The sequence below is a fragment of the Nonomuraea monospora genome, assembly GCF_039531895.1.
GTDB lineage: Bacteria > Actinomycetota > Actinomycetes > Streptosporangiales > Streptosporangiaceae > Nonomuraea > Nonomuraea monospora.
Map to the genome: position 1 here is coordinate 103,334 of NZ_BAAAQX010000016.1, position 18,849 is coordinate 122,182.

Annotated in this window: 19 protein-coding genes; 12 read left to right on the top strand and 7 right to left on the bottom strand. The window is 70.3% G+C overall.

Features of this window, described 5'->3' with window-relative positions; all coding sequences use genetic code 11:
- Positions 1-20 precede the first annotated feature (20 nt).
- The 5 genes from ABD331_RS29110 to ABD331_RS29130 all read left to right on the top strand — a co-directional run bounded on the left by ABD331_RS29110 (position 21) and on the right by ABD331_RS29130 (position 3,070).
- A complete protein-coding gene (locus ABD331_RS29110) occupies positions 21-638 on the top strand; it encodes a type 1 glutamine amidotransferase family protein (protein ID WP_344481230.1) in 618 nt (205 codons plus the stop codon).
- Complete coding sequence (locus ABD331_RS29115; RefSeq protein ID WP_425566066.1) at positions 635-1,081, top strand: MarR family winged helix-turn-helix transcriptional regulator; 447 nt, start codon at positions 635-637, stop codon at positions 1,079-1,081. Before ABD331_RS29110 ends, ABD331_RS29115 begins: the two co-directional genes overlap by 4 nt.
- Before the next feature lie 333 nt (positions 1,082-1,414).
- Positions 1,415-1,717 carry a hypothetical protein gene (locus ABD331_RS29120; RefSeq protein ID WP_344481233.1) on the top strand — a complete coding sequence of 101 codons (303 nt, stop codon included), beginning with the start codon at positions 1,415-1,417 and terminating at the stop codon, positions 1,715-1,717.
- Between the two features lie 279 nt (positions 1,718-1,996).
- Positions 1,997-2,299: a hypothetical protein gene (locus ABD331_RS29125; RefSeq protein WP_148438966.1), complete on the top strand. Its 303-nt coding sequence runs from the start codon at positions 1,997-1,999 to the stop codon at positions 2,297-2,299.
- Positions 2,300-2,671: 372 nt separating this feature from the next.
- Positions 2,672-3,070 (top strand): hypothetical protein, encoded by a 399-nt coding sequence (locus ABD331_RS29130; RefSeq protein ID WP_344481237.1) that lies wholly within the window; start codon positions 2,672-2,674, stop codon positions 3,068-3,070.
- A gap of 135 nt (positions 3,071-3,205) precedes the next feature.
- On the opposite strand, the gene ABD331_RS29135 is transcribed toward ABD331_RS29130, so the two are convergent.
- Positions 3,206-3,691, bottom strand: coding sequence for a C40 family peptidase (locus tag ABD331_RS29135; RefSeq protein WP_344481239.1), 486 nt, complete (start codon positions 3,689-3,691; stop codon positions 3,206-3,208).
- A 455-nt stretch (positions 3,692-4,146) separates the two neighbouring features.
- Here ABD331_RS29135 and ABD331_RS29140 point away from each other — a divergent pair, with 455 nt between their 5' ends.
- A complete protein-coding gene (locus ABD331_RS29140; protein ID WP_344481242.1) occupies positions 4,147-4,491 on the top strand; it encodes an STAS domain-containing protein in 345 nt (114 codons plus the stop codon).
- On the opposite strand, the gene ABD331_RS29145 is transcribed toward ABD331_RS29140, so the two are convergent.
- From ABD331_RS29145 to ABD331_RS29160, 4 genes are all read right to left on the bottom strand, one after another.
- On the bottom strand, positions 4,415-6,655 hold the full coding sequence (locus tag ABD331_RS29145) for a terpene synthase family protein (protein ID WP_344481245.1): 2,241 nt from the start codon (positions 6,653-6,655) through the stop codon (positions 4,415-4,417). The two genes, ABD331_RS29140 and ABD331_RS29145, sit on opposite strands and share 77 nt — an antisense overlap.
- 107 nt (positions 6,656-6,762) lie before the next feature.
- The gene (locus ABD331_RS29150; RefSeq protein WP_344481248.1) at positions 6,763-8,172 is read right to left on the bottom strand and encodes a family 2B encapsulin nanocompartment shell protein; all 1,410 of its coding nucleotides are present in this window, start codon (positions 8,170-8,172) and stop codon (positions 6,763-6,765) included.
- Positions 8,173-8,202: 30 nt separating this feature from the next.
- Positions 8,203-9,144, bottom strand: a complete 942-nt coding sequence (locus ABD331_RS29155; RefSeq protein ID WP_344481251.1) for a 4-hydroxy-3-methylbut-2-enyl diphosphate reductase — start codon at positions 9,142-9,144, stop codon at positions 8,203-8,205.
- Between the two features lie 15 nt (positions 9,145-9,159).
- Positions 9,160-10,203: a polyprenyl synthetase family protein gene (locus ABD331_RS29160; RefSeq protein ID WP_344481254.1), complete on the bottom strand. Its 1,044-nt coding sequence runs from the start codon at positions 10,201-10,203 to the stop codon at positions 9,160-9,162.
- A 129-nt stretch (positions 10,204-10,332) separates the two neighbouring features.
- On the opposite strand from ABD331_RS29160, the gene ABD331_RS29165 reads away from it, so the two are divergent.
- Together ABD331_RS29165 and ispG are read left to right on the top strand one after the other, a co-directional pair.
- Entirely contained in the window at positions 10,333-12,081 is a 1,749-nt protein-coding gene (locus ABD331_RS29165) for a 1-deoxy-D-xylulose-5-phosphate synthase (RefSeq protein ID WP_344481257.1), read from the top strand.
- A complete protein-coding gene (ispG, locus tag ABD331_RS29170) occupies positions 12,069-13,214 on the top strand; it encodes a flavodoxin-dependent (E)-4-hydroxy-3-methylbut-2-enyl-diphosphate synthase (RefSeq protein WP_344481261.1) in 1,146 nt (381 codons plus the stop codon). Before ABD331_RS29165 ends, ispG begins: the two co-directional genes overlap by 13 nt.
- Here the strand turns inward: ispG and ABD331_RS29175 are convergent, their stop codons facing one another.
- Together ABD331_RS29175 and ABD331_RS29180 are read right to left on the bottom strand one after the other, a co-directional pair.
- Complete coding sequence (locus ABD331_RS29175; protein ID WP_344481263.1) at positions 13,215-14,573, bottom strand: carbohydrate-binding protein; 1,359 nt, start codon at positions 14,571-14,573, stop codon at positions 13,215-13,217.
- A 79-nt stretch (positions 14,574-14,652) separates the two neighbouring features.
- On the bottom strand, positions 14,653-14,931 hold the full coding sequence (locus tag ABD331_RS29180) for a hypothetical protein (RefSeq protein ID WP_344481265.1): 279 nt from the start codon (positions 14,929-14,931) through the stop codon (positions 14,653-14,655).
- A 41-nt stretch (positions 14,932-14,972) separates the two neighbouring features.
- Between ABD331_RS29180 and ABD331_RS29185 the strand changes: the two genes are divergently transcribed.
- From ABD331_RS29185 to folP, 4 genes are all read left to right on the top strand, one after another.
- Entirely contained in the window at positions 14,973-16,154 is a 1,182-nt protein-coding gene (locus ABD331_RS29185) for a zinc-dependent alcohol dehydrogenase (RefSeq protein ID WP_344481267.1), read from the top strand.
- A gap of 53 nt (positions 16,155-16,207) precedes the next feature.
- Positions 16,208-17,257 carry an NAD-dependent epimerase/dehydratase family protein gene (locus ABD331_RS29190; protein WP_344481269.1) on the top strand — a complete coding sequence of 350 codons (1,050 nt, stop codon included), beginning with the start codon at positions 16,208-16,210 and terminating at the stop codon, positions 17,255-17,257.
- Positions 17,258-17,358: 101 nt separating this feature from the next.
- Positions 17,359-17,832 carry an ATP-binding protein gene (locus tag ABD331_RS29195; RefSeq protein WP_344481272.1) on the top strand — a complete coding sequence of 158 codons (474 nt, stop codon included), beginning with the start codon at positions 17,359-17,361 and terminating at the stop codon, positions 17,830-17,832.
- A 114-nt stretch (positions 17,833-17,946) separates the two neighbouring features.
- Positions 17,947-18,846: a dihydropteroate synthase gene (gene folP, locus ABD331_RS29200; protein WP_344481275.1), complete on the top strand. Its 900-nt coding sequence runs from the start codon at positions 17,947-17,949 to the stop codon at positions 18,844-18,846.
- The last annotated feature ends 3 nt before the right edge of the window (positions 18,847-18,849 follow it).

An 18,849-nucleotide genomic window follows, 5' to 3' on the forward strand; every position in this document is an offset into this window, starting at 1 on the left:
CGTGATGACAAGATGTTGTCATGCAGAGAATCGTGCACCACGCCGTCTATGACACGCTCGCCGACTGGGAGACCGGTCACCTCACCGCACACCTGCGCAACGGGAACTATCACCGCGAACCGGGCGGCTACCGGATCGTCACCGTCGGCCTCACCACCGACCCGGTGGTCACCATGGGCGGCCTGCGCCTGACCCCCGATCTCGCCCTGGCCGACCTCTCCCCGGCCGACAGCGCGCTGCTCGTCCTGCCCGGGGCCGATCTCTGGGACGCGGGAGACTCGCTGGCGCCGTTCGCCCGCAAGGCCCGCGCGTTCCTCGACGCGGGGGTGCCCGTGGCCGCCATCTGCGGCGCCACGGCGGGGCTGGCCCGCGAGGGGCTGCTCGACGAGCGCGACCACACCAGCGCCGTGGCGCAGTACCTCCAGGCCCAGGAGGGCTACGGCGGAGCCGCCCGCTACCTCGACCGGGACGCGGTGCTCGACGGCGACCTGATCACGGCGGGCCCGACCGAGCCGGTCGCGTTCGCCAGGGAGGTCTTCCGCAGGCTCGACGTCTTCCGCCCCGAGGTGCTCGACGCCTGGTTCCGGCTGTTCGCCAGGAGCGACGCCTCGGCTTTCGAGGTGTTGATGGCGGCGTGAGCGAGAGCGGCGAGTTGTTGTCGGGAATGGCGCTCGGCGCCTTCCGGCTCAACGGGCAGTTCCTGCACGTCGCGGAAGATCTGGCGCGGCCGTCGGGAATGACGGCCGCGTGGTGGCAGGTGCTCGGAGCCGTCCTGAGCGAGCCGCTGCCGGTCGCGGGAATCGCCAGGGTGATGGGCATGACCCGGCAGGGCGTGCAGCGGATCGCCGACCTTCTGGTGGAGCGGGGGCTGGCCGAATATCGGCCCAACCCCGCGCACCGGCGGGCCAAACTGCTCCGGCCCACGCGGGCCGGCCTGGCGGCGATCGCCACGATCGACCCCGGCCACCAGGCGTTCGCCGACCGGCTGGTGCGCGAGCTGGGGATGGAGGACGCCAGGCAATGCCTGGCGGCGCTCCAGCGGCTCTCGGCGGCTCTCGACCGCCTGGCCGAAGAATCGTAACGCGCCTCCGGCGGCAAACGCACCGGCGCAGAAGGAGTCGTCAAAGAGCCGGTCGATCTTTGTCCAAAGAGCGGTGAACGAATTCCCCGTGGACGTCTCACCGGCGCGGAACACCGGTTGAATGCAGATCGCCGAAGTCCAGTACAGGGCGGTGTCGCGGCAGGCCCGGGAAAACCCGAAGCCAAAAAATGGAGGCGGCACTTTGACCTACTTGGGGCCTTTCCGAGTTGCGGTTTTCGTCGCTTCCCGTGAGGGTTATTCGCGGCACCTCACAGCCCTGCACGAACGACTATGGCGCCGGAATTCCGCGCCGATCCACGGAGGAAAGCAACCATGATCCGTCGTATTCTGGCCGGTGCCGCTATCGCGGCCGCCGCCTTCGGGTTCTCCGCGACCGCCGCGTCCGCCGACGTCGGCCCCAACGTGCGCAACGAGGGCGCGGACGTCATCAGCCAGTTCCAGATCATCGATGACGCGCTGAACCACGTGCTGAACCACTCGGCCAACAACATCGAGGTCCAGATCATCAACATCCTGGACGAGGTCAACGTCCCGCTGCTGAACAACAACCAGCCCACGGTCGGCAACCACAACAGCGACACCGAGATCGAGAACGGCAAGGCCAGCGCCGAGTAGGTCAGGGCGTCCACGGGCCAAGCAGGCGGCGGCCGGGCCCCGTGACCCGGCCTGCCCCTGCCCGTGCGCATGCGAAAGAGCCGGCGGTGGCGATCCGCGAGGCCATGGAAAGACTTAAGTGCCGTCACCAAAAAATCGAGGTGGCTTCTTGACCTCCATGAGGCCTTTCTGGGTTGCGGGTTCCGCCGCCCGCCGCAATTGTTATTGGCGGCACCTCACAGCCCTGCACGAACGACTATGGCGCTGGAATTCCGCGCCGATCCATGGAGGAAAGCAATCATGATCCGTCGTATTCTGGCCGGTGCCGCTATCGCGGCCGTGGCATTCGGGTTCTCCGCGTCCGCCGCGTCCGCCGACGTCGGCCCCAACCCGTACAACGGCGGCCAGGCCATCCTGAGCCAGTTCCAGATCATCGACGACATCCTGAACGACGTCGCCAACCACTCGCTGAACGACCTCGAGGTCGAGATCATCAACATCCTCGACGAGGTCAACGTCCAGGCGCTGAACAACAACCAGCCCTCGGTCGGCGACGCCAACAAGGACACCGAGATCGAAAACGGCTTCTCCAAGTCCAACTAAGGCTTGAGACGCAGACGGGGGAGTGCGGCGGCACCGCACCGCAGCGGGCCGCGTGGCCAACCGCCCTCCTTCGTCCTGGTGCGCGAAAGAACTTGATCGTGGAGACTCGCGAGGCCACGGGGCGGCTTTCTGGGCACTGAAGCGTTCGGGGGCCGTACGTCCTCGGCGGGACCTGAAGAAGGTCGGCCGAGGACGTGCGGCAGACGCTTCCAGCCTTGTGCAGGACCGCCGGAAGAATCGTGAGTGACACGGACGCCGATATCCACGGACACCGATACTCAACGACGACTTCTCCGGTCGCCGAAATCCAGTGCCAAAGAATCCAAGCGCCTCCTTGACCTCCATGAGGGCATTTCGAGTTTGCCATCTCCGATGTCCGCCACGATCGTTGAAAACGGCACCTCACAGCTATGCACGTATGAACCCGGCGCCGGTACTCCAGCGCCGATCCATGGAGGAAAGCAAACAATGATCCGTCGTATTCTGGCCGGTGCCGCTATCGCGGCCGCCGCCATCGGGTTCTCCGCGTCCGCCGCGATCGCCGACGTCGGCCCCAACCCGAGCAACAAGGGCCAGGCCCTGCTGTCCCAGTTCCAGATCATCGATGACGCGCTGAACGACGTGCTGAACCACTCGGTCAACGACCTCGAGGTCGAGATCATCAACATCCTGGACGAGGTCGATGTCCAGCTGCTGAACAACAACCAGCCTTCCGTCGGTGACCACAACAAGGACACCGAGATCGAGAACGGCCAGGCCAGCGCCGAGTAGCTCGTTCCTGGTGAGTGGGAGAGCCGGCCGTGGTGACTCGCGAGACCGCGGCCCGGCCTTCCCGGACACCGAAGCATCGCGCCGTACGTCCCCCGGCGAGCCCGGGGGACGTACGGCGGGCGGCATGACGGGCGTTCATCCCGCGACGTCGCCGCGGCCCAGGTCGGGCCGCACCACGCCGAGCAGGTCAGGCCTGTCCAGCGGATCGACCCGCACCTGTGCGCCGGTGTACGGCGCGTGCACCATCCGCCCGGCGTCCAGCGCCAGCCCCACGTGCTCAGGCCCCGGCCGCTTCGCGTCGCTGTCGAAGAAGACCAGATCACCCGGCTCCAGCAGCTCCTCCGGCACCCGGACGCCCGAGCGCCACTGCTCCGTCGTGGTCGTGCCGATGAGGATCCCCGCCCGCGCGTAGGCGTACTCGGCCAGGCCCGAGCAGTCGAACCCCTTCGTTCTCGCGCCCCGCCCGATGCCGTAACCGGGCCCGTGCACCCCGCCTCCGCCCCACGAGTAGGGCACCCCGATCATCTCCAGCGCGGCCCTGAGGGCGATGCCGCCCGTGGCGGACGCCGCGGCCGGTGTCGCGCACGTCCCCGCCACCAGCGCGAACACGATCGCGCACATCGCGGCTCTTACCTGTCGTGTCCCTTTCTTCTGCATGGCACATCAGCGCTCCCGTTTCGAGCGGCGTCCGGGGGCATGACCGCCGACCTGTACGCAGTTGTCTTATCTGCGTCCTTTTCTCGCTTCTATTGCGATAAAACGCCATTGAATGGCTCGCACAATAAGCGGATATTTCGTGCTTTTTGGTTGCGTGGGATGGGGGCGGTCGTGCCTCGGGAGATCCACGGCAAGTTCGCCGAATCCGCGCCCTCGCACGGCGTGTCGGTACGTGACAGAACCGGCCTGACGGAGATGTTCAGGATTGTCCGAAAAATCAGTCATTTTCCTACGAAAAATCCATCGGCAAACATCTGTCGTGTAGCCTGGATTTCGGGTCGAACCGCCGGTCCGTGCCGGCGGTCATCCCTGTTCGGCAAGACGACCCCCAGAGCGCGTGTTGGGGGGTGCGAGGAAGCGTGAGCGTCCAGGAACGGCTGCTCTACCAGGACCAGCAGCTGACCATCGTGATGGCGGCGGCGCCGCCGGGGGTGCCGGCCGTCGCACTCATCGGCGAGATCGACGCCTCCAACAGCCCCGTGCTGGCCACCACGCTGGCCGGCTGCCGGCAAGGCTCCTACATCGTCGTCGACATCGGCGAGCTGAGCTTCATCGACGTCTCGGGGCTGCGCGTGCTCGTGATGCCCGCCGTGCCCGTCTCGCAGCGCTGGATCCGGCTGCGCAACGTCACGCCGTACCAGCGGAGGCTGCTGCGCATGATGGGCTGGTTCTACCAGCCCAGGGACCACCCCGCGCCCCTGTAGGGCCGATCACCGCGGCCGAGGTGCCCAGGCCGCTGGGCCCGCCGAGCCGCCAGCGCGGCGGGAGGTGGTGGCGCAGCAGCGACGGCTCGTCGTAGCGGAAGCAGTCGCGGTGCCAGTTGAGTATCCCGGCCAGCCAGTTGCGCAGCTCCGTCACGTACGCGTCCACGTCGCGGCGCGCGGCGGCGTCGAGGCCGAAGTCGTCGCAGACGATCGGCAGCTCGTCGTCGACGATGTGCTGGAACTGCCGCACCCGCGACTCCTGCAGATCCCTGACGATGCCGAGCGCCGCCGGGTAGTCGCAGTCGAAGAAGCTCTGCACCACCAGCACGCAGTTGTGCACCTCGCCCGCGAACTCGATCTCCTTCTGGTACGAGTACACGTCGTTGATCAGCGCCCCGGCGTCCATCATGGCGTTCTCCATCGCCACCACGGGCCCGCTCGCGTAGAACTCCTCAGGGATCGCCGTGGAGTGCCGCAGCCGCGCCAGGCGCATCGTCATCTCGGAGCCGAAGGTCTGCCTGCGCATCTCGACGTAGTCCACCGGGTCGGGGATGTGGCGGGCGATCTCGCCGGCCAGCTCCCACAGCCAGCCCGCGCACATCTTCTCGACCGTCACGCGCAGCTTGCGCCGGTCCTCAGGCGGCATGGGCGCGGCCGTGCGCGCCCACACGTCGGCCAGCCCGCGCTCCAGCGCGTTGGCCGGTGCGGGGGCCGGGGCGCCGTCGAGCGGCATGAACAGGCCGAACCTGCCGACCGCCACCTTGGCCGCCGCCAGGCTCCTGGCCCGGCCGAAGACGGCGGGGAAGTAGTCGTCGCCGTACGTGCCCCAGGTCAGCCAGCAGGAGGCCAGGTCCAGCTCCTCCGGCGAGGCGTCGGGGTGCAGGCCCGCCGCGCACAACGGCAGGTCGAGGTCGATCAGCCTGGCCTCGTCCCACACGGCCGAGCCGGCCACCCCGCTCTGCGGTTCGAGCATGCCCATCGCCGCGGCCCAGCGCACGGTGTCGCGCCTGGCGGCGTCCAGATGAGGGGAGAGCCTCAGGTCGAACGGCGCGCACAGCTCAGGGATCACCGACGGCCCCACCCGCTGGTAGGGCACGTGCGCGAAGTTGCGCAGCCGCTTGGCCCCCAGCAGGTCCACCGTCGAGCGCATGCCCAGCGGGCGGGTGGCCCGCGCCCGCTCGTTCATGTAGCGGCTGGAGCGCAGGTGCCACTCGTGCCCGCCCGACTGCCAGTCCTGCAGCCCCTTGACGTAGGCGAGCACGTCGGCCGCCCTCAGCGGGTCGACGGCGTGCTCGGCGAACAGCGGCCCCAGCTCGAAGGCCGCCGTGTGCTCGAACTGCTGCATGCGCGAGGTCAGCAGGTCGTTGACCGCGTCGGCCGCCTCCTGCGTGCCGCAGCCGAGGAACCTCTCCAGCACCAGCACCCCGTTGCTCAGCTCGCCCTCGTCGCTCACCTCCCGCTGGTAGGAGAACAGGTCGTTACGCAGGTGCACGGCGTCGGAGAAGGCGTCCTTGAGCACCCGCAGCGGCCGGGTGCCCGCGAGCCCGGCCGGCACCTCGGCGCGCACGGCGTGCTCCACCAGCCCGGCCGACCAGGGGGCGCCGCCAACCTTGCGGCGCATCTCGATGTACTCGACCGGGTTCGCCACCCGGCCGGTGTTGATGTTGGCCAGCTCCCAGAGAGATTCGTTCAGCAGGTTGCGCGTGCTCTCCGCGAAGCGGCTCCGCCAGTCCAGGGACATGCTGGGCACCGTCCGCGGCCACAGGTCGGCCAAGCCGGCCTCCACCGGGTTGGCCGGCTCCGGCACGGTCAGGTCGGTGCCCATCGGCATGAAGCGGGCCAGCCGGCCCAGGTACTCCTTCCCGCCCCGCAGGTCGCCGGTGCGTTTGAAGACCTCGAGAAAATGGTCGTCGAAGAAGAAGACCCACACGTACCAGTCGGTGATCAGGCCCAGCTCCACCGCGTCGCAGTCGGGGTGCGTGTAGGCGCACATCAGCGGGTAGTCGTGGGCGTCGAGGTCGGCCTCCTCCCAGACACCCGAGCCTTCGAGCATCCCCATGTCGCGCGCCCACTGCTTGGAGTGCACGCGGGCCGCGTCGAGATGCGGGTTCAGGCGGGCGGGGTACGGCTGGTAGAAATCCGGCAGTTCAAAAGGCTGAGACATCGATCGCTCCTTCACACGGGTTTCTCGCCGTTCGGCAGGCGGATCGGCTCCTCCGCCGGCCGCCCGGCCCGCACCGAGAGGGCCGGACGGACGAGAGGAGCGCTGCGTCAGCCGTTCCTGCCGAGCTCGACGTCCTCCAGCACGCCGAGCGCGTCCGGCACCAGGACGGCGGCCGAGTAGTAGGCGCTGACCAGGTAGGAGATGACGGCCCGCTCGTTGATGTTCATGAAACGCACCGACAGGCCGGGCTGGTACTCGTCGGGGATGCCCGTCTGGTGCAGGCCGACGACGCCCTGGTTCTCCTGTCCGGTCCGCATCAGCAGGAACGAGGTGGTGCGCGAGCTGGAGACCGGGATCTTGTTGCAGGGGAAGATCGGCACGCCCCGCCAGGCCGGCACGCGGTGCCCGCCGACCTCGGTGGTCTCAGGGTAGACGCCGCGCTTGCTGCACTCGCGGCCGAACGCGGCGATGGCCTGCGGGTGCGCCAGGAAGAACGAGGGGTCCTTCCACACGGTGGACAGCAGGTCGTCGAGGTCGTCCGGGGAGGGCGGCCCCGAGCGGGTGCGGATGCGCTGGCCGAAGTCGGCGTTGTGCAGGAGGCCGAACTCCTTGTTGTTGACCAGCTCGTGCTCCTGGCGCTCGCGCAGGGCCTCGATCGTGAGGCGGAGCTGCTGGTCGAGCTGGCTCATCGGCTGGTTGTACAGGTCGGAGACGCGGCTGTGCACGCGCAGCACGGTCTGGGCGACGCTCAGCTCGTACTCGCGGGGAGCCTGCTCGTAGTCGACGAACGTGCCGGGCAGCACGGCCTCGCCGACGTGGCCGGCCGACATGTTGATCGCGGCCTCGCCGTGGTCGTTCTGCTCGCGGTCGCCGCTGGTGCGCCAGGTCTCGATGTGCTCGCGCAACGCCGGCGCCTGCTCGGCGACCTGCTCGAAGTCGGCCCTGGACAGGCTGAGCAGCGTGGTCGCGGTCTTGGCGCGCGCGCTGTACTGGAACTCCCCGCCCTGGACTAGGCTCTGCTCGCCGAGGTAGTCGCCGTCGGCCAGGACGCCCAGGCTCTGCTCGTCGCCGTACGCGCCGCGCCCGACCTTGGCCACACGGCCGTGGGCGATCAGCACGAGCTGGTCCACCTGGCCGCCCTCGGAGACGATCTCCTCATCCGGCGCCACCTCCCGCTGGGTGAAGCGGTCGGCCAGGGCTTCGAGCACCTCCATGTCGTCGTAGCCGCGCAACATCGGCAGCTCCGTCAACTCGGCGGGGATGACCCGCACCTCGGAGCCCGTCGTCGTGAAGGTGATCCGGCCATCTCCCAAGGTGTACGTCAGCCGCCGGTTCACCCGGAACACACCGCCGGAGCACTGCACCCACGGAAGCAGCTTGAGCAGCCACCTGGTGGTGATCTCCTGCATCTGCGGTGCTGTCTTGGTGGTCGTCGCGAGTTGTTTGGCCGCATCGGTACTGAGGCTGAGCTGCCCGTTGCCGTTTTCGGGCGCGGTTGAGTGGGTCGGTTCGGTCATCGTGCTGCACCACCAATCTCGGTGCGGGCTCTAGCCCGGCTTGCGGTTGGATCGGAGTTCGAGCGGAAGGGAGAAGGTGAGGGTCTCCTCGGTCAGGGTCACCGGCTCCACGTCGGCGTATCCGCGGGCGGCCAGCCAGTCCAGTAACTCGCTGACCAGCCCCTCCGGCACCGAGGCGCCGGAGCTGACCCCGACGGTGGACACGCCGTCGAGCCAGCGCTCGTCGGCGTGCGCGGCCCTGTCGACCAGGTACGCCGCGCCCGCGCCCGCGGCCAGCGCGACGTCCACCAGCCGCTGGGAGTTGGAGGAGTTGGCGGAGCCGACGACGATGACCAGCTCGCAGCGCGGCGCGAGCGCGGTGACCGCCTCCTGGCGGTTCTGGCTGGCGTAACAGATGTCGTTGCTCGGCGGGTCGACCAGGCCGGGATAGCGCTCGCGCAGCTTCTCGACGGCCTGCAGCGTCTCGTCCACGGCCAGCGTGGTCTGCGACAGCCAGCTCAGCCGCCCCTGCTCGCCGGCCTTCAGGTCGCCGGGCCTGGCGGGGTCCACGACGTGGATGCGCTCCGGCGCCTCGCCGAGTGTGCCCTCGACCTCCTCGTGCTCGGCGTGGCCGATGAGCACGATCTCGTAGCCCGCCTCGGCCATCCGCACGGCCTCCTTGTGCACCTTCGTCACCAGCGGGCAGGTGGCGTCGATGGTGCGCAGGCCGCGCCGGGCCGCCTCGTCCTTCACCGCGGGCGAGACGCCGTGCGCGGAGAAGACGACCAGCGCGCCGTCGGGGACCTCGTCGAGCTCGTCGACGAAGATCGCGCCGCGGCGGCTCAGGTCGTCGACCACGAACGTGTTGTGGACGATCTGCTTACGCACGTAGACGGGGGAACCGAAGCGCCGCAGCGCCTCCTCCACCGTGATGATCGCGCGTTCGACGCCCGCGCAGTAACCGCGCGGAGCCGCGAGTAGTACCTGTCCCATGGTGGAAGACGCCCCTCACTTGGTGCGGTGCGCGAGGCGGTCGGCCATCATGGCCAGCACCGTGGCGGCCTCGGGCTTCAACTGGGCCTCGGCCAGCGCGGTCATGGCCTCGCGCACGCGTTCTTCGATCATTTGCTCGACCCGTGCCAGCGCCCCGGTGTCGGTGAGGATCTGCCGCACCTCGGCGGCGCGCTCCTCGGTCAGCTCCGGGTTGCCGTGCCAGGTACTCAGGTGGTCGAGCTGCGCGGGGGAGGCGTGCTGCACGGCGTAGGCGTACATCACGGTCTGCTTGCCCTCGCGCAGGTCGTCCAGTGCCGACTTGCCGGTCTCCGACGACGAGCCGAACGTGCCCAGCACGTCGTCGCGGAGCTGGAACGCCTCACCCAGCGGCACGCCGAACCTGGAGTACGCGTCCAGCAGCTCCAGCGGGGCCCCGGCCAGCGCGCCGCCGATCTGCAGCGGTCGCTCGACCGTGTACTTGGCGCTCTTGTAGCGGATCACCGTCAGCGCCTCCGCCTCGGTCGCGCCCGTGCGGAGCTGGGCCAGCACGTCGAGGTACTGGCCGCTGATGACCTCGGTGCGCATGGCGTCGAACAGGTGGTGGGCGGCGCGCAGCCGCGGCGCCTCCACCCCGCACGACGACAGCAGCGCGTCCGACCAGGCCAGGCTGAGCGTGCCCAGCAGGATGCCGCCGGCCCGCCCGAACGCCTCCGCGCCGGGCCCCTGGTGCCGGTCCGTCAGACTTCTGTGGACGGTGGCCTGCCCGCGCCGGAGCAGGCTGCCGTCCATGATGTCGTCGTGGATGAGCAGCCCCGCGTGGCACAGCTCCAGGGCGGCGGCGGCGCTGATGATCTCCTCACAGTCGTCGCCGCCGGCGCCGCGCCAACCCCAGTAACACAGTTGCGGGCGCACGCGTTTGCCGCCGCCGAGGATGAAGTCGGCCAGCAGTGTGTACGCGGCTTCGACGCCCGGGTCGGAGACCGGATTCCGCCACGAGTCGAGGAACCCGCTCAGCCGCCTGTCAATGCGTGAACCAAGGGAGTGCTGAGTGAAGCTCACCGGCATACGCACGGCTCCTTCTGTCAGTCGGTCACTACCCCTAGTTACTCATTGAATACGGAGCGTGTAAAGTGTCTTTTGCGGCTCAAGCTTTCTTTTGCCACAGCAGTCCCACCATTTGGGGATGTCATGAAGACCCTGCTGCCCTACGTCTCCACCCCCGATGACCTGCGGTCACTGCCCGCCGAGCTGCTTCCCGGGCTGGCCCGCGAGATCCGCGACTTCCTGATCGACAAGGTGAGCGCCAAGGGCGGACACCTGGGCTCCAACCTCGGCATCGTGGAGATCACGATCGCGCTGCACCGGGTGTTCGAGTCGCCCGACGACGTGATCGTGTTCGACACCGGTCACCAGGCGTACGTGCACAAGATGCTCACCGGCCGCCGCGACGGCTTCGACACGCTGCGTTGCCGCGGCGGCCTGAGCGGCTATCCCAGCAGGGAGGAGTCGCCGCACGACCACCTGGCCAGCTCGCACGCCTCCACCGCGCTGGCCTACGCCGACGGCATGGCCAAGGCCCGCAGGCTGCTCGGTGGCGACGCGCGGGCCGTGGTCGCCGTGGTCGGCGACGGCGCGCTCACCGGCGGAGTGGCCTGGGAGGCGCTCAACAACCTGGGCGCGGCCGGAGACCGGCCGGTCATCGTCGTGCTCAACGACAACGGCCGCTCCTACGCGCCGACGGTCGGCGGCTGCGCCGACCACCTGGGCCGGTTGCGGGCCGGCCCCGGCGTCACCGTCTTCGAGAACCTCGGCCTGCGCTACCTCGGCCCCGTGGACGGGCACGACATGGAGGCGCTGGAGCAGGCCATGCGCACGGCCCGCGAGCTGCGCGCGCCGGTGGTGGTGCACTGCCTGACGCGCAAGGGCCTCGGCTACGAGCCCGCCGAGCGGGATCTCGACGAGCACCTGCACGCGATCCCCGTCACCGACCCGGCGACGGGTCGGCCGGTGTCGCCGCGCACCAGCACCTGGACGCACGCCTTCGCCCACCACCTGTGCGCGCTCGGCGAGCGGCGCCGCGACCTGGTCGCCATCACCGCCGCCATGCCGGGCCCCACCGGGCTGGCCGAGTTCGGCAGGCGCTTCCCCGAGCGCACCTTCGACGTCGGCATCGCCGAGCAGCACGCGCTGGCCTCGGCGGCGGGCCTGGCCATGAGCGGCCTGCACCCGGTGGTCGCCGTCTACGCCACGTTCCTCAACCGCGCCATCGACCAGGTGCTGATGGACGTCGCCCTGCACCGGCTGCCCGTCACGCTGGTGCTCGACAGGGCCGGCATCACCGGCCCCGACGGGCCCAGCCACCACGGCATGTGGGACCTGGCGGCGCTGTCCATCGTGCCCGGCATGCGGGTGGCGGCGCCGCGCGACGCGGTGCGGCTGGCCGAGCTGCTGGAGGAGGCCGTCGAGCACGACGGCCCCACGGCGCTGCGCTTCCCCAAGGCGGCGGCCGGGGTGGAGATCCCGCCCGCGGGCAGCGTCGGCGAGGTGGACGTGCTCTCCTCCAGCGGGCAGGACGTTCTGATCGTGGCCGTCGGCCCGATGGCCGAGCCGTGCCTGAGCGCCGCCGCGATGTTGTCGGCCGCGGGCCTCGGCGTGACCGTGGTCGATCCGCGCTGGGTCATCCCGGTCTCCGCCGACCTGAGCAAGGCCGTCTGCGGCAGCCGGCTGGTCGTCACGGTCGAGGACGGCATCGCCGCCTCCGGGGCCGGCGCCCTGGTCCGGCAGGTCTGCGCGCCGGGCCAGCACGTGCTCAACCTGGGCCTGCCGTGCGCGTTCATCGGCCAGGGCAGCCGCTCCGAGCTGCTCGCCGAGGCCGGGCTGACCGGCCAGGGCATCGCGTACGCCATCAGAAAGGAGCTGAACCGATGGCCGCTGTAGAGCTGGGGCTGCCGTCCGTCCGCCGCCCCCGCAGAACCTCCCGCCAGGTCATGGTGGGCGACGTGCCGGTCGGCGGCGACGCCCCCGTCTCGGTGCAGTCGATGACCACCACCGTCACGGCCGACGTCAACGCCACGCTGCAGCAGATCGCCGAGCTGACCGCGGCGGGCTGCCAGATCGTCAGGGTGGCGGTGCCGTCGCAGGACGACGCCGACGCGCTGCCCGGCATCGCGCGCAGATCGCAGATCCCGGTCGTCGCCGACATCCACTTCCAGCCCAAGTACGTCTTCGCCGCGATCGACGCCGGCTGCGCGGCCGTGCGGGTCAACCCCGGCAACATCAAGAAATTCGACGACAAGGTGGGGGAGATCGCCCGGGCGGCCGCCGCCGGCGGCGTGCCGATCAGGATCGGCGTCAACGCGGGCTCGCTCGACCCGCGGCTGCTGGCCAGGCACGGCAGGGCCACGCCGGAGGCGCTGGTGGAGTCGGCGCTGCAGGAGTGCTCGCTGTTCGAGGAGCACGGCTTCCGCGACCTCAAGATCTCCGTCAAGCACCACGACCCGCGCGTGATGGTGGCCGCCTACCGGCTGCTGGCCGCGCGCTGCGACTACCCGCTGCACCTGGGCGTGACCGAGGCGGGGCCGCTCATGCAGGGCACGGTCAAGTCGGCGGTGGCCTTCGGGGTGCTGCTCGACGAGGGGATCGGCGACACGATCAGGGTGTCGCTGTCCGCGCCTCCGGTGGAGGAGGTCAAGGTCGGCATCCAGATCCTGGAGTCGCTGGGGCTGCGGGAGCGGCGGCTGGAGATCGTCTCTTGCCCGTCGTGCGGGCGGGCCCAGGTGGACGTCTACACGCTGACCGACCAGGTGACGGCCGCGCTCGACGGGTTCCCGCATCCGCTGCGGGTGGCCGTCATGGGGTGCGTCGTCAACGGGCCCGGCGAGGCGCGCGAGGCCGATCTCGGCGTGGCCTCGGGCAACGGCAAGGGGCAGATCTTCGTCAAGGGCGAGGTGGTCAAGACCGTCCCCGAGTCCCAGATCGTCGAGACGCTGGTCGAGGAGGCCATGCGCCTCGCGGAGGAGCGGGAGTCCCGGGCCGGGGAGGGGGCTCCCCAGCCCGGGGGCTTTGACTAGCTAGACCCGCTGCCAGAGTGCGGGCACGTTCGGGGGCTCCCAGCCGACCTGCGAGGTGTGGCCCTGCAGGCAGCGGTAGGTCGCCCCGCCGTAGGTGACGGTGGCGCCGGTCGCGTACGCCGTGTTCGGTGCCCACGTGCCGCCCGGGTTGGTCGGCGTGACGGTCGGCGACGGGCCGGGGCCCTGGCCGGCCAGGCTCAGCCCGTACGTCGAGAGGATCTCGCCGACCGGCTGGAAGTACGTCGTCCCGCCCGAGCTGCAGTTGCCCGAGCCGCCCGACGTCACGCCCTGGGCCTGGTCACCGGAGATGAACGAGCCGCCCGAGTCGCCGGGCTCGGCGCACACGCTGGTCCTGGTGACGCCGCTGACCGTGCCCTGCGGGTAGGTGACGCTGGTGTTGAGCTGCTGCACCGAGCCGCAGTGCCACTGGGTGGTCGAGCCCGACCGGCAGACCGACGAGCCGGGCTGGGCCACCGTGGCGCCGCGGACGGGCAGGATGCCCGCGCTGTAGCCGTTCACCACGCCGACGGGGGTCCACTGCGTGTTGACCTCCACCCAGGCGTAGTCGTTGCCGGGGAAGGACGAGCCCCGGAACGTGCCCTGGGCCACCCGGTTCGAGCCCGTGGTGGTGGCGCCGGCGCTGCCGCAGTGGCCCGCCGTCACGAAGCCGCCCTGCGAGCCGGCCCGCGTCACGGAGAAGCCGACCGAGCAGCGCGAGCCCGAGCCGATGTAGTAGGCGTCGCCGCCGCGCACGTCGTAGTAGGTGCGCGGCTGCTCGCCCGAACGGACCACACGCACGGCCGAGGCGTCGGCGCCGCTGGCGCGGACCCAGGCCGCGGCCTTGGCGGGGGTGGAGGTCAGGACGACGACGGTGTTCTCGACGACGTCCACGTACCAGACGGGCGCGGTCCTCGGCGCCTGCGCGGCGGCCTGGTCGAGGGCGGCCTTTGCGCGGTCGAGGTGGTCGAGCGAGCGGCTGACGACGCGCGCCTCCACCCCGGCGGCGGTGATGCCGGCGACCTTCGACGGGTCGGTGGTGGCCGCGACCGGGGTGGCGGTGGGGCCGCTCACCCAGGTGCCCGCGTAGGCCGGGCCGAGCATGGCCCGCAGCGCGGGCTCGACGCCGGCCGCGGCGGCCTCGTTGGCCAGCCGCTGCTCGGCCTGCTCGGCGGTGACGCCCAGGTCGCGGGCGAGCGCGTCCACCAGGCCGGGAGGGGGATCGGCCGCGATGGACGCGCTTGCCCGCGCCGCCTCGAAGAGCGAGTCGTCCTGCCGGGCGGCGTAGGCGACGGCGGGGACGGTGATCACGGCGACGGCCGCTAACGCGATACCAACCGTCAGGGTTTTCCTGGGGAGCATGGTGACTCTCCTCGTACTTGGGGGGTGCCGTCACCGTACGGGACCCGATACGAGGAGTGGTCGTGTCAAAAAACACCTATCACGGTGTTATGGGGGATCGCTCCTGGTCAGGCAGTTGCCCGTCGGCGAACTCGAACGTCATCCCGTGGCTGCTGGTCACGGTGATCACCCGCCGTCCGAGCATCGTGCTCACCCGGCCGGCCACCTCCTGGAAGTTGCGCTGGCTGCCGGCGGTGTCGAGGGCGGCCAGGCGCACCGAGCCCTTCTCCAGCAGCTCCTTGGCGAGCCATTCCGTCATGGCCGGGAGAAATCTGGCCATCTCGTCGGGTGTGAGGGGCGTGGGCGCTCTGCGTTCCATGCGGCGCAGTTTAGGGCGGTGCCCCCGGGTATGCGGCAGAGATGAAAGCAGTCACCTGGCACGGCAAACGGGACGTGCGGGTCGAGGAGGTCCCCGACCCCGCCATCAAGGAAGCCAACGACGCTGTCATCAGGGTGACCAGCACCGGGATCTGCGGCTCCGACCTGCACCTGTACGAGGTGCTCGGGCCCTTCATGGCCGAAGGCGACATCCTCGGGCACGAGCCCATGGGCGTCGTCGAGGAGGTCGGGGCCGGCGTCTCGAACCTCAAGCCCGGTGACCGCGTGGTCATCCCGTTCAACATCGCGTGCGGCCACTGTCACATGTGCGGCATGCAGCTCTACGCGCAGTGCGAGACCACCCAGGTACGCGAGCAGGGCATGGGCGCCGCGCTGTTCGGCTACACCAAGCTCTACGGGCGGGTGCCCGGCGGGCAGGCCGAGTACCTGCGGGTGCCCGAAGCGCAGTTCGGCCCGATCAGAGTGCCCGACGGGCCGCCGGACGAGCGCTTCCTGTACCTGTCGGACGTGCTGCCCACCTCCTGGCAGGCCGTCGCCTACGCGGAGATCCCCCACGGCGGCAGCGTCACCGTCTTCGGGCTCGGCCCCATCGGTCAGATGTGCGCCCGCATCGCCCGCCACCTCGGCCACCGCGTCATCGGCGTGGACGGCATCACCACCCGCCTGGAGATGGCCCGCCGCCACGGCATCGAGGTCATCGACGCCAGCGACGTGCACAACGTGCCCGAGGAGATCCGCGAGCGCACCTCAGGACGCGGCACCGACTCTGTCATCGACGCCGTCGGCATGGAGGCCCACGGCTCGCCCGCCGCCAAGCTCGCCCAGACGCTCACCGGGCTGCTGCCCGACGCGATGGCCGCGCCCCTCATGTCGAACGCCGGCGTGGACCGGCTCGCGGCGCTCAACCAGGCCATCGACTCCGTCAGGCGCGGCGGCGTCATCTCCATCATCGGCGTGTACGGCGGCATGACCGACCCCATGCCGATGTTGCGCATGTTCGACAAGGGCATCTCGTTGCGCATGGGCCAGGCCCACGTCAAACGGTGGATCCCGGCGCTCATGCCGCTCGTCACCGACGACGCCGACCCGCTCGGCGTGATGGACCTCACCACTCACCGGATGCCGCTCGACCAGGCGCCGCAGGCGTACGAGATGTTCCAGAAGAAGGCCGACGGCGCCGTCAAGATCATGCTTCAGCCCTAGAGTTCGCAGCTCACAGGGTTTCGTGACCCGCTCGCAGGGCAGCGGAGCAAAGCATGAGAGTCGTTGTGGTGGGAGCAACCGGGAACGTCGGCACCAGCGTGGTACGCGCGCTCGCCGCCGACGACAGGGTGACCTCGATCGTCGGGGTCGCCCGCCGGCTGCCCGGCTGGCAGGTCGACCACACCGACTGGCGGCAGGCCGACGTCGCGACCGCCGACCTGACCAGGATCTTCGACGGCGCCGACGCCGTGGTGCACCTGGCGTGGCTCTTCCAGCCCACCAGGGACCCCGCCGTGACCTGGCGGGCCAACGTGCTCGGCAGCATGCGGGTCTTCCGCGCCGCCGCCGAGGCCGGGGTGCCGGCGCTGGTGCACGCCTCCTCCGTGGGGGCGTACTCGCCGGGGCCCAAGGACCGGCCGGTGGACGAGACCTGGCCCACGCACGGCTGGCCCGGCGCCGCGTACGGGCGCGAGAAGGCCTACGTCGAGCGGGTGCTCGACGTCTTCGAGCACGACCACCCGAACATCCGCGTGGTGCGCATGCGGCCCGGCTTCATCTTCCAGCGGGCCGCCGCCACCGAGCAGCGCAGGCTGTTCGCCGGGCCGCTCGTGCCGCGACGGCTCATCAAGGCGGGCCGGATCCCGTTCGTGCCGGACATCCCCGGGCTGCGGCTGCAGGCACTGCACGCCGAGGACGCGGCGCAGGCGTACCGGCTGGCCGTCACCAAACCCGTGCGGGGCGCGTTCAACATCGCCGCCGAACCCGTGCTCGACCCGCACGACCTGGCCCGGATGCTGGACACGCGCACGGTGCGGATCCCGCGCGGGCTGGCCACCGCCGCCGTGGCCGCAGGCTGGCACCTCCGCCTCATCCCCGCCGCGCCGGGGCTGCTGGAGCTGGCCCTGCGCGTTCCGGTCATGAAGATAGAACGGGCCCGCGAGGTGCTCGGCTGGCAGCCGGCACACTCCTCGGAAGAGGCCATGCGAGAGCTGTTCGACGGGTTGCACGACGGTGCGGGCATGGACACCGCGCCGCTGGCGCCCGACGCCGGTCCTGTCGCGCGCGTGCGCGAGCTCGCGACGGGCATTGGCGGACGACCGTAATGACATGACCGTGTGTAGATTCCGCACACCGGGGAAGAGGAATGACCACGCGAGGTCCTGAAGCGCGGCCTGCGTGTCGATTGGACGACACGGAGGAGCGCATGCGTACCTTGATCGCCCAGAGCTTCACCCTCCAGGACGTGAGCAAGCTGCGCCACGTCGTCGCCGAGCAGGCCGAGACCTGCGGGCTGCACGGGCCGCGGCTGGACGACTTCGTCCTGGCCGTGCACGAGAGTGTGGTGAACGCCGTCGAGCACGCGGGCGGCTGGGGGCGGTTCAAGCTTTACACCGTCGACGGCGTCATCTGCTCCGAGACGAGCGACCGGGGGGCGGGCATCCCCGAGTCGTACGTCAACGGCGGCAAACGCCCCTCCGACTCGTCCTACACCGGGCGAGGCATCTACCTGATCCGCCGCCTGTGCGACGTCGCCGACTTCCGCACCGGGCCCAGCGGCACCACCGTCCTGCTCACCATGCGGTTACCGCGCCGGTCGGGGCTGAACGCGCGGGGCCACATGCGGCGCATCCGGGTCACCGCGCCGGGCGGACGCCCCTTCGGCGGCTTCACCGCCTGAGCCTTTACGGGGCCGGGCGTTCTTACGGCGGGTTCACCGTTCGGCGGGGGCCAGGCGCTCTTGCGGTGGCTTCACCGCCTGACCTGCGCCTGCACGGACAGGTAGGCTCGAAGGGTGAGCGGCGAGAAGCTATCCCCCGAGATCATCTCCCCAGTCCGGCGCATCGGGCGGCGGGAGTTCGATTTCGAACGCCAGGTCGCCATCATGGCCATCGTCAACAGGACCCCCAACTCCTTCCACGACCAGGGCCGCACCTTCGAGCTCGACACCGCCGTAGCCGCCGCCACCAAAGCCGTGGACGAGGGCGCCGACTGGGTCGACATCGGCGGCTTCGCCTTCAGCGCCGCCCAGGCCCAGATCGGGGTGGCCGAGGAGATCGACCGGGTGGTCCCCGTCATCGCCAGGGTCAGAGCCGCCACCGACGCCGTCATCTCCGTCGACACCCACCGGCCCGACGTCGCCGCCGCGGCCGTCGAAGCGGGCGCCGACGTCATCAACGACACCAACGGCCTGCGCGAGCCCGGCATGGCCGAGGTCGCCGCCGGGACCGGCGCCTGCGTCGTCGTCACCCACAGCCTCGGCGGCCCCGGACGGCGCGTCTTCCGGCCCAGCTACGCCGACGTGGTCAGCGAAGTGGCCGACTTCCTGCGCGAACGAGTGTCAGCCGCCCTCAAAGCCGGAATCGCGCCCGACAGGATCGTCATCGACCCCGGGCACGACCTGAACAAGAACACCTTCCACTCCCTGGAGCTGACCCGGCGGCTGGAGGAGATCACCGCGATCGGCTACCCGACGCTGGTCGCCCTGTCCAACAAGGACTTCATCGGCGAGACGCTCGACCGGCCGCAAGGGGAGCGCAAGGAAGGCACCATCGCCGCCAACGTGGTCTCCATTCTCAAAGGCGCCCGCATCCTGCGGGTGCACGACGTGGCGGCCACCGTCGCGTCCGTCCGGATGACCGAGGCCGTGCTCGGATGGCGCGGCCCCGTGGCGCCCAGCCACAACCTGGCGTGAGGA